The 13,091-nt window shown below is 66.1% G+C and carries 9 protein-coding genes and 1 pseudogene; 4 read left to right on the forward strand and 6 right to left on the reverse strand.

The features are described from left to right. Together LDO54_RS19000 and LDO54_RS19005 are read left to right on the forward strand one after the other, a co-directional pair. Positions 1-602, forward strand: a pseudogene (locus tag LDO54_RS19000) (PLP-dependent aminotransferase family protein); the annotation flags it as partial. Between the two features lie 289 nt (positions 603-891). Then, a complete protein-coding gene (locus LDO54_RS19005; protein ID WP_224012226.1) occupies positions 892-2,013 on the forward strand; it encodes a porin in 1,122 nt (373 codons plus the stop codon). A gap of 80 nt (positions 2,014-2,093) precedes the next feature. Here the strand turns inward: LDO54_RS19005 and LDO54_RS19010 are convergent, their stop codons facing one another. Together LDO54_RS19010 and LDO54_RS19015 are read right to left on the reverse strand one after the other, a co-directional pair. After that, the gene (locus tag LDO54_RS19010; protein WP_224012227.1) at positions 2,094-3,632 is read right to left on the reverse strand and encodes a DUF1254 domain-containing protein; all 1,539 of its coding nucleotides are present in this window, start codon (positions 3,630-3,632) and stop codon (positions 2,094-2,096) included. A gap of 23 nt (positions 3,633-3,655) precedes the next feature. Then, positions 3,656-5,146, reverse strand: coding sequence for a DUF1254 domain-containing protein (locus LDO54_RS19015; RefSeq protein WP_224012228.1), 1,491 nt, complete (start codon positions 5,144-5,146; stop codon positions 3,656-3,658). Positions 5,147-5,907: 761 nt separating this feature from the next. Here LDO54_RS19015 and LDO54_RS19020 point away from each other — a divergent pair. Continuing rightward, the gene (locus LDO54_RS19020) at positions 5,908-6,804 is read left to right on the forward strand and encodes a fructose bisphosphate aldolase (RefSeq protein ID WP_224012229.1); all 897 of its coding nucleotides are present in this window, start codon (positions 5,908-5,910) and stop codon (positions 6,802-6,804) included. A 147-nt stretch (positions 6,805-6,951) separates the two neighbouring features. Further along, a complete protein-coding gene (locus LDO54_RS19025; RefSeq protein WP_224012230.1) occupies positions 6,952-7,710 on the forward strand; it encodes a transglycosylase SLT domain-containing protein in 759 nt (252 codons plus the stop codon). Positions 7,711-7,760: 50 nt separating this feature from the next. Here LDO54_RS19025 and LDO54_RS19030 read toward each other — a convergent pair whose 3' ends face one another. The 4 genes from LDO54_RS19030 to LDO54_RS19045 form a co-directional block, all read right to left on the reverse strand. Next, positions 7,761-9,149: a DUF1254 domain-containing protein gene (locus LDO54_RS19030; RefSeq protein ID WP_224012231.1), complete on the reverse strand. Its 1,389-nt coding sequence runs from the start codon at positions 9,147-9,149 to the stop codon at positions 7,761-7,763. Between the two features lie 32 nt (positions 9,150-9,181). Then, positions 9,182-10,522 (reverse strand): DUF1254 domain-containing protein, encoded by a 1,341-nt coding sequence (locus tag LDO54_RS19035; protein WP_224012232.1) that lies wholly within the window; start codon positions 10,520-10,522, stop codon positions 9,182-9,184. 107 nt (positions 10,523-10,629) lie between these two features. Next, positions 10,630-11,976 carry an MFS transporter gene (locus tag LDO54_RS19040; protein ID WP_224012233.1) on the reverse strand — a complete coding sequence of 449 codons (1,347 nt, stop codon included), beginning with the start codon at positions 11,974-11,976 and terminating at the stop codon, positions 10,630-10,632. A gap of 184 nt (positions 11,977-12,160) precedes the next feature. Further along, positions 12,161-13,069 (reverse strand): LysR family transcriptional regulator, encoded by a 909-nt coding sequence (locus LDO54_RS19045; protein ID WP_224012234.1) that lies wholly within the window; start codon positions 13,067-13,069, stop codon positions 12,161-12,163. Positions 13,070-13,091: the final 22 nt, after the last annotated feature.

Here is a 13,091-nt window from a genome sequence, read left to right on the forward strand (position 1 = left end):
TCGCGGCGCGCTACGACGTGCGCATCGTCGAGGACGATCCCTATTGGCGCTTCGCCCCCGACGCCCCGCCGCCGCTCGCGCGCCTCGCGCCCTCGCAGGTCTGCTATCTCTCGACGCTCTCGAAAACGCTCTCGCCCGGCTTGCGCACGGCCTTCCTCGTGATGCCCGACGTGGCCTCGCACGCGCGCTTTCTGGCGGCGCTGCGCACGTTTTCGCTGATGTCCGCGCCGCTCACGAACGCGCTGGCGATGCAGTGGATCGGCGACGGCACGGCCGCGCGCATCTTCGATGGCGTGCGCGCCGAGGCGCACGAGCGCCAGCGCATGGCCGCGCAGATGCTCGGTTCGTCGGCGGGCGCGGGCATCCATCTCTGGTACGCGCTGCCGAGCTACTGGCAGGCGCGCGACCTCGCGGCGGCCGCGAATATCGAAGGCCTCGCCGTCGCGCCGTCGACGGCATTCGAGCAAGGGCCCGGCACGGCGAACGCGATCCGCATCTCGCTGGGCGCCACTGCCGAGCGCAGTCAACTTCAGGCCGCGCTGCGACGGCTCTCCACGCTGCTCGCGAGCAATCGCTCGGCGCACGCGCAAGTCATCGTCTAAACCGGCTCGCGCGGTCTCGCCTGCGCCGCCTGCTGCGCGCGCGCCACAGGCGGATCGCCGCCCGCGTGTCCGGGCGCGCGGCCTGCCCCCGCGCTGCGCGCCTCCCCACGCCTTGCAAACCGCATCAGGACTCGCTCTCAGCGCGACGCGCACCCGTCGGCCTTCGTCCCATGCGCTTTCTGCAAGCTCCTCATGAAAACAATGCAGTGGACAGCGAATTTCGATGCCCCTTTAATTAGCACGGTCATTCGCTTTTCATGACGCTTACATAAATATATTGGAGACATACATGCGTGTGCGCAGGCATGGGTTATGTGGCATTGCTCTCGCAGTGGCGGCAAGCGGCGCGGTGGCAGCCGAATCGGGTGTGACGCTGTACGGCGTCGCGGATACCTACATGCAGTACCTCAGCAACGACGGGAAGAACACCGTCGCGCTCAAAAGCGGGGGCTCCACGAGTTCGTTGTTCGGCCTGAAAGGCACCGAGGATCTGGGCGGCGGGCTGCTCGCGCAGTTCAACGTGGAAACGGGCTTCAACCTCAATAACGGCGGGCTCTACGCCGACACCAGCAAGCTGTTCTTCCGTCAGGCCTGGGTCGGCCTCAAGCACGAGAAATACGGTTCGCTGTCGTTCGGACGTCAGTACGATTCGAGCTTCCGCGTGATCTACCCGACCGATCCGTTCAAGGTCAACGAAGGGCTTTCGCCGTTCGCCGCCTACGTGCTGGCCGTCGACCGCAACACGCTGTCCACGCAATACGACTCGGCGCGCCTGAGCAACTCGGTGCTCTACCAGACGCCGCGCATCGGCGGCGTCCAGCTTTATACGATGTACGGTTTCTCGGAGACGGTCACGCAACCGGTGCCCTCGACCTTCGGCAACACGCTGAACCTCGGCGTGAACTTCACGGGCGGCGGGCTTTACGCGGGGCTCGCGTATGTCTACCAGCACAGCGGCACGGCGCGCTACGCATCGCTGCCCGCCTCGATCGACCTGATGAATACCGAGCACTTCATTGCCGCGCTCGCGTATCGCATCGGTCCCGTGAATCTTCAGGCGAACTACTCGTACAACCGGCCGAAGGGCGAACCGGCGCCGGGCTCGTTCACCGCGCGGCTCGGCTCCGCGCACTCGCTGAGCATTGCTGAAATCGGCGCGACGATTCAGGCGACCGCCGTCGACGAAATCCAGCTTGCCGCGCTCTACCGCAACGTGCGCGGCGCGCACGACAACACGCCGGGCTTCCAGATCGGCATGGATCACTGGATCTCGAAGCGCACGAGCCTCTACGCGCGCGCGGGTTACTTCAAGAACAACGGCACGGCTACTGTGAGCTGGCCCGGTGTGAGCGTGCCCGAAGGCGGTTCCAAACAGGCGATGGGTGCGGTCGGCATGACGCACCGCTTCTAAAGCGCTTCGCTCCATTAAAGGCAAAAGCGGCCCGCAAGGGCCGCTTTTTTTACTGCCGCGTGCAGCATTCAGGCCATGATTCAGTCGATGCGCTCGACGTCGTCGGGCTTCCAGGTCTTGTCGAAGAACGGCTGCGTCGGGCCGTACAACCGCAGGATCACGAAAAAGCCCTTCTCCGGCAAGGTGCGGATGTAGTTCTTCGCGTCGGCGGGCGGCTTCGGCCCGAACACGATGTCGATCGAACCGTCGGCGTTCTTCGCGGGCTCGTCCATCGTGTTGATCGACGGAAACGCCTGGCCGTTCTGCAACCCCGAAGCACTCCACGCATCGTAGGCCGTGACCGACCAGAAGATATGCGCCGGAATGCCCGCGGGCAAATGCAGCTTGTAGGTGTGCTCGCCCATCAGGAAACGGCCCTGCGCATCCTTGAACGCCACCGGATATTTCGCGCCCACGTTGACCATATTGACGGCCATGCCGGGGCTCGCCGAGTACGCGTAGGTGAAGAACCCGGTGCGAATGTCGATGTAGTTGAAAGTCGGCGACGTGAATTCGGCGTTGCCCGGAAACACGTTGAGCCACTGGCGGTCTGGATACCACGTTTGCGCGTGCGTATTCGCGGGCGGCGCGACGGCGATCACGCGCGCCATCTTCGCCGCCGTGCGCGCGGCGGCGTCGAGAATCTTGCGCGTGCGCTCGTCCGGCTTGAACGGCTGCCCCTTGACGATGCCGAGACTCGCCGCCATGCCGCGCATTTCCATATCGGCGGGATCGGGATACTCGCTGTCGATGAAACGCGACAGCATGTCGAACGCGCTGCCGTCGGTCGGATAGAGCATGTTGACCGGCACGCCCGACGCGTCGGGAAACTGCATGGGTTTCGCACTGGCCTGCTGACCGAGCGGATAGATCTTCGTTTGCTCCAGCACGCCGACCGGCTGCGCGAGCGCCTTCGGATTCTTGAAGAAGCCGCGCCAGAACACGAACACGCCGTTCGTGCGCGAACGATAGACGTAATAGCCCTCGGGCACCGGACCGTCGTAACCGGGCGGCAGCACGAGATATTTGCCGCCCTTGCCCTTGTCGGGGCCCGGCAGGCCGACGTCGCCGCACATGACACGCCCTTCGAGCTTCGGTCCGCAAATGGGGCGCTGGAAGAAGTCGTCGAGAATGCCTTGCAGGCCGGGCGGCACTTCGATCACCATCGGGCCGTCCTTGCCCACGTCGAGATAACCGAGCGCGTAGATCACGTCCGAATTCGGCGTGGTGATCTGCGTGCGCGCGTCGAGCCGCTCCTTGAAGATGGGCAGCACGTTGTACCCCGCGCCGAACTGCCGCTCCGAGCCCTCCTTCATCGCGTACATGTTGAGCGCGGGAATCGCCCAGATATACGTCTGGACCGCGCGCTGAAACAGCCACTCGTCTTGCAGCGACTGGACCGACTTCGCCGCCGGATAGCCGCCCGGGAACGGCAGGTTCGCGAGTTCGCCATAGTGCGGTGCGATCGGTGCGATCGGTGCGATTGGTGCGGCGTCCGGCGTGGCTTGCGCCCACGCCATGCAGGACGCCGTGAGCGCGACGGCAAGTGCGATGCCGCGCAACGAGGTGTTCAGGTTCATCATGCGTCTCCTCCGCTCGCCGATTACGGGTTCGACGCGCTGGCGGCGCGCACCGGAGGCGGCGTCCACGAGCCGTCGAGCGCCGCGGGCTCGGGCCAGTACGCGCGCACGTACAGCGAGAAGTCCTGGCCTGCGGGCGCGGGCAGCCAGTTCGCGCGCTTGTCGCCCTCGGGCGGCGCGTTCTGGATATAGATCGTGAGCGAGCCGTCTGCGTTGAGCTTGAGGTCCTTGTTCTTCGTGCCCACCGAATAGCGCTTGATGTCGTTCGGCGAGAAGAAGTGATGCTCGTTGTAGAGCGTCAGCGACCAGAAACCCTTCACGGGCGGCAGCTGCCCCTTCGGGAACGTGACCGTGTACGCATGCGAGCCGTTCAGGCGCTGACCGCCCGCATCGGCGTCGAGATAGAAGTATTTGGTCTCGTTGCTCTTGTTGACGAGAATGTTCGACTTGGCGACCGCCGTTCGCGTGTAGTAGTCCGTACCGAATGCCGCGCCGTTGGTGATCGTGTGCCAGTTGTCGTTGAGCGCATGGCCGAAGCTGTTGAAGTTGAACATCGGCGCGACCACTTCGGTGTCGGCCTTCTTCGCTTCGTCGACGATCGCGGCCTTGATCGCCGGGTCCTGGCGCGCGGCCGCGAGCAGCGCTTCGGCCTGCGTGTAGAGCGCCTGTTCGCCGGGCAGCGGTGGCGTGGCCTTGAGCACGAGCGGGAGTTCGTCCCAGAACTTCTCGGGCTCGACGAAACGGATTTCCGTGTCGCCGCCGCCGCCGTCCTTGCCGAAGTGCGGCAGCGCGGCCCAGTCGGTGCGTTTCATCTTGCCGTCGAATTCAGCGAGCGGATAGACGCCGATCTGGTCGATCGTCGTCTGGATCGCCTTGCGGTCTTCCGGCGTGTCGTCCATGAACACGCGCGGAATCACGAGCCCCACCGAAGTGGGCGAGCGGAACACGTGCTGGATGCCCGCAGGCACCTTGCCCTTCCAGTTCGGGCCGGCGAGCAGATAGAAGCCAGGCTTCGTGCCATACATCTTGCCGAGACTCGCGAAACTGTCGGTGCGCGTGTCGACGGCCTGGATCACCCAGAAGCGGCTGCCGAAGTCGGGCACCTGCACGACGACCGGCGAAGCGTCGAGGTCGACCACGGCCGAACCGTACACGACATCCTGGTTCGGGCAGGCCACGAAGCGCTCGGCGGGTTCGATGTAGTCGTGCAGCATCGACAGGTGATTGGGCGGCGCGAGCGGCACGATGCCGCCGTTCAGCCCCGGCGTGGGCACCTGGCGCGCCGCGAGCAGGCGGTTGTAGATGTTCGTCATCGGCCAGGCCCAGACGTAAAGGCTGCGCGCCAGCGTGCGCGCGTACGCCTCGGACATCGCGTAGCCTGCCACCGGCCCGGGCGGCAGCGCCGCCGCGTGAGGTTGCGGCGCACCTTGAGACGGGGCTTCGGCCGCCGCCGCGCCGTGGGCGAACGACGCGGCCGCCAGGGCGAGCGCGCTCATGAGGATGCGATTTTTCATGGTTCTTTTCCGATTATCGTGATAGTTCGCATAGCGCGCGTGCCGGCGCAACGGCGCTGAAAAGGCAAGCCAATAAAAAACGGAACGACGATGAAGCGAATGCTAAACAAATCCGCCTGGCTAAAAAGACAAGGTACGACTCCCGGACTCTGCGTCGGGTCAATTCATCGGCGGGCCAATTCGCAAGAGCCCGCGCGCATGGCGGTTTATGCGAAATGAAATGCACGACAAAACGAATGATGCCGGGCCGATAAAGAATCATATCGGGCAATTGAAAATCCGATATTTTCCCTGCATGGCGGATACTAGCGCTGCGGCCGGGGCGGCGACAACCGGGAATGCTCAATGAATTTCGGACTCTTCCGGCTTATTGACGTGAGTCACTCGCACCGGAAATGCGTCGATATGCAGGCGCAATACGCCGCCGCAATCCCAATACGCCGCATAATCGAACGCGCAATTCGATTGCCGCATTTTTTACCCTGATTTATTCGATTTTTTTCAATGCGCATTTGCACTGAGCCGGAAAAATATAACGGCAATTCGCATCGCAGCGCGAAATCGGCCGGGGCTGGCATCGCGCTTGCTTCTCGCCTTTCGAATCGACTCATGAGTCCGGCAACGCACGGCCAGCACACAGTTCGGCGAGACGCTGTCACGCAGCGCCAGTACACTCGTCGAAACGGACTCGCCCGCCAGGCCGACCACCGGGCTCCAGGTAACCGCGCCGCCCCCGGCGCCTTTTTTCGGGAGAAATGAAGATGGCCAACGACACGATGTTGCAGCAGATGCGCGACAAACCGGGCTTCATCGCCGCGCTCGACCAGAGCGGCGGCTCCACGCCGGGCGCGCTGCGGCAATACGGCATTCCCGAGAGCGACTATCAGGGCGACGACGCCATGTTCCGCCTCATGCACGAGATGCGCGTGCGCATCATCAGCGCGCCGGCATTCACGGGCGCGAAGGTGATCGGCGCGATCCTGTTCGAGCAGACCATGGACGGCCAGGCGCACGGCAAGCCCGTGCCCGCGTTCCTCTGGGAAGACCGTGGCGTGGTGCCGTTCCTCAAGGTCGACAAGGGTCTCGAAGCGGAAGCCGACGGCGTGCGCCTCATGAAGCCGAACCCCGGCCTCGACGCGCTGCTCGAACGTGCCCGCAAAGCCGGCATTTTCGGCACCAAGATGCGCTCCACGATCGAGCGTGCCTCGCCCGAGGGCATCGCAGCGATCGCGAAGCAGCAGTTCGAGGTCGGCGCGCAGATCAGCGCGCACGGGCTCGTGCCGATCCTCGAACCCGAAGTGTCGATCAAGGCGCCCGACAAGGCCCAGGCCGAAGCGCTGCTGCGCGACGAACTGCTCAAGGGCCTCGACGCCCTGCCCGCATCGAGCGACGTCATGATCAAGCTGACGATCCCCGACACGCCCGACTTCTACCAGCCGCTCATCGATCATCCGCGCGTCGTGCGTGTGGTCGCGCTCTCGGGCGGCTATTCGCGCAGCGACGCGTGCGCGCGCCTCGCGCACAACCACGGCATGATCGCGAGCTTCTCGCGCGCGCTGATCAACGACCTCACGAAGCAGATGAGCGACGCCGAGTTCGACGCCACGCTTGCCGCAAGCATCGACGAGATCTATCAGGCGTCGGTCAAGAAGGACTGAGCGGCTCGCCGCACGCGCCCCGCGCCGGGGCCGTCGCGTTAAAAACCGAAAGACAGCCGGGGACGGATCCCGGCTGTCTTTTTTTGCGAGACGGTTATACTGTGCGCCAGTTGATCGTTCACTCATTTTTCGCGATATGGACCGGCCATGAGGCGGATCGTCTGCCTGCTCGCCATGCTGCCGGGCTTCGTGCAATACGCAGCAGCCCAGCAGCCCCCCGAGGACAATCAGAAGCTCCCCACCTACCTCACCCAGAAGTTCGGTCTGGCGAAGGAAAAGGCTGCGCAGATTTCCGAGGCCGTGACTACGGCCGCCGCGAAATACTCGCTGCCGCCCGCCGTGCTGCTCGCCATCATTTCGATCGAGTCGCGCTTTCGCGAAAAGGCGCGCGGCGCGAACAACGCCACCGGGCTCATGCAGGTCGTGCCGTCGGCGCACCGCAGTCTGCTGCATAACAAGGACCTCACCGACCCCGACGTCAATATCGATGTCGGCTCGTCGATCCTCTATGGCTACAAGCGCGATGCTGGCGGCGATCTCGACGCGGCGATGAAGAACTACGGCGGCTCGAAAGCCTACGCGCAGAAGATCCGCGCGCGCGCCATGGAGTTCAGCCACGTGCTCGACAGTGCGAGCGCCCCGAGCGCCGACGATGCTGCGGCAGCCAGCGCGAGCGCGGCCTACACCGGCGCGTTTTCTGCCACGCTGGCGGCGAATGCGGTGGCCAACGCAGCGGCCACCGCAGCGTCCACCGCCAGTTCAGCGACAAGCGGTGCGAGCGCGGCGTCGGCGCCAACTGGAGCGTCATCATCAGTCGCGGCATCGGGCGCGCAAAACGCCTCGGCCACCAAGGCCCCAAGCGCGCGCGACGCCACACGCAACCAGTCGCGTTCGCGCGAACGCTGATCCGCCAACCGCGCGCAAACCGGCGCGCGGCGTTGCTCAGACTCATCCGCTCACCCGCGCTGCCGCTCCACCGGCGGATACGCGTAACGCCCTTCGAGATGCACCGCGCGCGGCACGTAAAGCCGCAGCGCCAGATAGAAACGCTCGTCGGGCGCGGGCAGCCAGTTCGCGCGCAGCACCGGATCGGCGGGTTCGCGCGCCGAGATCGCGATACGCAAGCCGCCATCGTCGTCGTGATGCAGACCGCGCGTGCGGTCGCCGAGCGAATAGCGGCCGATGGCGTTCTCGGCCAGCATGCAGGTCGCGCGCTCGTAGGCCGTCAGCGACCAGAACGCCTCGACCTGCAACGCCGCGCCCGGCGCGAAGCGCAGCACGTACGATTCGCGGCCGTCGAGCGGCGTGCCTTCGGCGTCGCAATCGGCGGTGATGTACATCGCTTCCTCGATGCCGAGCGCGCCGATATAGCTGAGCGCGACCTGCGCGCGCTCGCGATAGTCGTCGCCGAAAGTTTCGCGCACATCGACCGGCAGCGCCCAGCCGCCGCCCAGCGAGAGCGGCGGCGCGCTCGCGAGTTCGCGCGTGAGCTGCGCAATGGCGTGCGTGAGCGCGTCGGCTTGCGCGGCGTCGAGCGTGGCGCCATCCGCACCATCCTCACGATTCGCACATTCCACGCCGATACCGCACGCGCGCCACCGCGCGACGTTGGCCTGCGCGCTGGCGGGCGGCGGGTTCTCCGCGAGCGCGCGGTTCACGACCTGAACGAAGCGCGCCGCATCGCCGAGACGATCCTGCGGCTGCAACCAGGCGTCGATGCGCGTCGGCACCGGGGCCGTGCCGCCGGGCGCGCGTTCGATCGACAACTGATCCTGCAACTGCACGGCCGCCGCGAGATCGTCCGCGCCATCGACGAGAATGCGCCCGATCACCCAGACCGTATCGGTCGGACACGCAAGCACGCGCATGCCCGCGGGCACCTCGCCGCGCCACGACGGCCCGTGCACGAAGAACGCGCCCGCGTCGCCGCCGGTCGTGCGGCTGCCGATATAGCCGAAGGGATTCGTGAACATGTCGAGCATACCGAGCACGTAATAGCGTGAGTGCATGGCCGGCACGCGGATCACGAGCGGGCCGCCGCGCAGGTCGAGCCACGCGCTCGAATAAAGCGTGTCGTTGTTCGGCGTGACGACGCGCCGATGCTGCGGCCCGAGCAACTGGCGCGTGTGCAGCCAGGCGTTGGCCCAGCGCGCATTCGTGTGATTGGCGTGATTCGCGTCGGGCGCGTCCGGGCCTTCGACGCGCGGACAGGTCGCGGACAACATGCGCGCCATTTCGTAAAGCGGCAGCGCGAATTGCACCGCCTCGACGGCGAGATCGAACAGTTCGCGGCTCGCGGCAGCGGAATCGTCAAGCGATGCGGATGAGACAGTCGGAGTATTCATGGCGATGTGTAGCGAGATGAATGGCGTCGGCGTCAGGCGTTCGCGTCGGAGAGCTTGTGCACCGGCGGAATCGCATAGCGCCCTTCGAGAAACGCGGCCTGCGGATGATAGAAACGCAGAATCAGATAGAAGCCGTCGGCGGGCGCGGGCAGCCAGTTCGCGCCCGCATCGGCGGGCGCGTCGTGCTGGATGACGATGCGCAGGCCGCCGTCGGCGTCGTACTGGAGACCCGGCGTGCGGTCGCCGATCGCGTAACGGCGGATCGGGTTATCGACGAAATAGCGGTCCGCGCCATAGAGCGACAGCGACCACAGTGCATCGACAGGCGGCAACTGGCCCGGCGCGAAATACAGGCTGTAGCGGCGCGCGCCGTGCAGATGCTCGCCGGCATCGTCGAAATCGGCGGTCGCGTAGACGGCCTCTTCCGACGCGAGCGCGCCCAGACCCTTCATCGCGATACACGCGCGCAGCAGATGCGCATGACCATAGCGCCCGAGTTCGAGGCTGTAGACCCAGTTGCGGCGCGTGCGGCTTTCCGTGAACGCGAGCAGCAGACCTTGCGCGTCGGCATACGCGCGGCGCAAGCCATGCTGCACTTTCTCGCGCAGCGCGCTCACGTCGGTCCGGCCGTGCTCGCGCAGACCGGCGCGCAGCAACATGCTGAAGGCGGCGGCCTCGTCGGCGCGCGGCGGGAAATCGGCGAACGAATCGAAGACGTGCTGGAAGAAGTCGAGCGCGGCGTCGCCGCTTTCACAATCGTTTTCTCCCCATTCCCGCACGCACTGCGGGCCTTCGGAACGCGGGCCGCTCAGGCGGAAACCGACGGCGGCCTCGCGCGCTCGCGGCAGATCGCTATCGGCCTGGACGAGCACGCGGCCGAGCAGCCACACGAGCGCCGTGGGACAGGCCACCGGCGTGCCGTCGCCCGTGGGCTGCTGCCCCGGCGCGTGCAGCACGACGCGCGCGCCGCGCGTGCCCATGTTGCGCGGCCCGAGATTCGTGAAGTTATTGGTGAAGGCGTCGAGCAGTTCGATCACGAAATAACGCGCGTCCTCCACCGGCGGAATGTCGAGCACGACGGGACCGTTCGAGAGATCGATCCACGCATTCAGGTAGAGAAAATCGTTGGCGGGCGTGACGATGTCGCGGTCCTCGTGGGTCCAGCGGCGCTCGCTCGCATAGAGCGTATTGAACGGCGCGCGCAACGGACTGCGCGAATGCGGCTGCGTGTGCAGCGCGCACGTGCGCATCACCTCGACGACCGGATAGCGCGCGAGCGCGAGCGGCCCCGCCGCCATCCTCACCAGCGCGATGACGGGATCTTCATCGGACTGCATCAGCGGATCAATCTGGCTCATGGCCTGCGTATACATAGCGATATTCCTGCGCTTTCAAATAACTTTGGATTCCTGTCTATCGGAGATCGAGCGAGCGCGTTTCGCGCATCGTTACGGGCGATCGACTCGCCAGTGGCGTGCGCTCAGCGCTCGCCCGACACCAGCGGACTCGCCACGCTTTCGGGCTGTTCGTTGCGAGCAAGCGCGGCGAAACGCGCGCGGTCGCCTTCGGGATGAATCAGCAAGGCGGCGACCAGCCCGGCGATGATGGCGAACCCGCCCGCGAGCGTCATCCCCGTCTGGAAACCGGCGACCGGGCTGGCGGCGCGGTCGATTACCGAGCCGATCACGGCCGGCGTGACCAGCCCGCCAAGCGTCGCAATACTGACGTTGATGCCGAGCACGCCGCCGCGCTGCGCGGGCGGCACGATCTCACCCGCGAGCGTCATGCCGCTCACGAACGTGAACGACGCGAGCGAGAAAGCCACCGTCACCGCCGCGATAAGCAGCGGGCCGGTGCCCAGACGCGTCATCAGGACGAGCGCGATGCCCGAGGCCACCACCGCCGCCGCGCCGAGCGTGCCGCGCGCATGGCGGCTCGACACGCCGCGCGCCATCAGCCGCTGCGACCACCAGCTCAGCAGCGGCGAACTCACCATCTGACCGAACGCGGGCAGCACCACGATCCAGCCGACCTGCGTGAGCGAATAGCCCGCCACGCGCACGAGATAGCTCGGCAGCCACACCGTCGCGACGGTCAGGATCACATAGGCCGCGAAGCCCGCGAGATCGCTGCCGACGCAGGTGCGCGACAGCAGCAGCGCGGACAGCGGAATGCGCTCGGGATAGGCCGTGGCGCCCTCGCCGTGGCCCGTGCGAGCCGCCACGGCGTGCGGGTCGTCATGCCCGCCGAGCGGCCCCTCCTTGCCGATCCACAGCCACAGCGCGCTCCACACGAGGCCCACGACTGCGAGCAACTGGAACGCCGCGCGCCAGCCGAAGGCCACGATCACCGTCGTGATGAGCGGCGCGATCAGCCCCGCGCCGAACGACGCGCCGATCGTGAGCAGCGCCGACGGCACCGCGCGTTCGCGATCGGGAAACCACTTGTAGAGCGCGTGCACCGCGACCGGATACGCCGGCCCCTCGCTCGCGCCGAGCAGCACGCGCGACAGCACGAGCGTGGCGGGCGCGGCGAAGAGGAGCAGCGGCACCTGCGAAATCGACCACGTGACGGCCATGGCGAGCAGCAGCCAGCGCGTCTTCACGCGATTCGACAGCAGGCCCACGAGCAGCGCGGAAATCGAAAACAACGTAAAAAAGCTGGCGGCGATGCGGCCGAACTGCCCGTGCGTGAGATTGAGCTCGCGCATGATGGGCTCGGCGGCCAGACCGATGAGCGCCTTGTCGGCGAAATTGATGGCGAGAAAGAAAAACAGGCCGGCGACGATTAACCATCGCTGGGCGCGAGTATGCGTCTCGAACGTCATTGCGTCTCCATTCGCGGCTTTTTTTCGGACGGCCGGCCAGCGCCGGTCGCCTCGTCTGCCGCATCGGGAGACATTGGACGATGCACGGATCAATAATACAACTGCATAATTTGCATCGAATCAATAGATCGAGCGCATGAATGCGAAGCGCCGCCCGGGGCGCGGTGGCAATCGCCTTGGAGATTTATCGGGATGGCGTGGCGGCGACGCGCTTGAACGCGCCGATCGCCTGTTCGGCGGCGGGCGACAGCGTGCGCCCCGCGAGATGGACGATGCCGAACTGCAGCCACAGCGGCGAGCGCGTGGGCAGCGAAAGCGGCACGAGCCCGGCCATGCGCGCCGGATCCGACATCGCGTGCGTGGTCAGCAGCAGGAGCGCGTCGGTTTTGCGCGCGTACTCCTGCAGCACATGCACATCGTTGCAGACGAGATGAAATTCGAGTTCGTGATTCGGCGCGTAACGGAGCCATTTGCGCAGCGCCTCGCGCATCGGATCGGGCAGCGGCACCGACACCACCGGGTACGCGTGCAAGGCCTGTGCGTCGAGCCCCGCGCGGCCCGCGAGCGGATGCCCCTCGCGCACGAACCACGCCGCCTGGTGACGCGGCAGCGCCATCACGTCGACCTCGCTGGTCGGCTGGGCGCCGCGAATATCGACGATCAGGAAATCGAGCGTTTCGGCGTGCAGCGCGTCGAGCAGATTCTTCCAGTTGTCGACGGCGGCGTTGATGCGCAATTGCGGATGATGGCGCGCGAGTTCGTCGAGCGCGGCGGGCAGCAGCATCGCCGCCGGATACGGCCCCGCGCCGAAGCTCACGGCGCTCATGCCGTGATCGCGCAGCAGATCGACGTCGCGCACGAGGCAGCGCGCCTCGAACAGCACTTTTTTCGCGCGGCGCACGACCATTTCGCCCGCGGGCGTGATCTGCACCTCGCGCGTCGTGCGGTCGAACAGCGCCATGCCGAGATCGTCCTCGATCGACTGGATGCTGCGGCTCAGCGCGGGTTGGCTCAAATGGACGCGCTGCGCGGCGCGTGCAAAGCTGCCCTCTTCGGCGAGGGCGATCACGTGTTCGAGCTGGCGTAGATTCATGGCGAGGCGCGGCAATCGAGAC

The organism is Paraburkholderia tropica (genome assembly GCF_914484835.1).
Taxonomy (GTDB): domain Bacteria; phylum Pseudomonadota; class Gammaproteobacteria; order Burkholderiales; family Burkholderiaceae; genus Paraburkholderia; species Paraburkholderia tropica_A.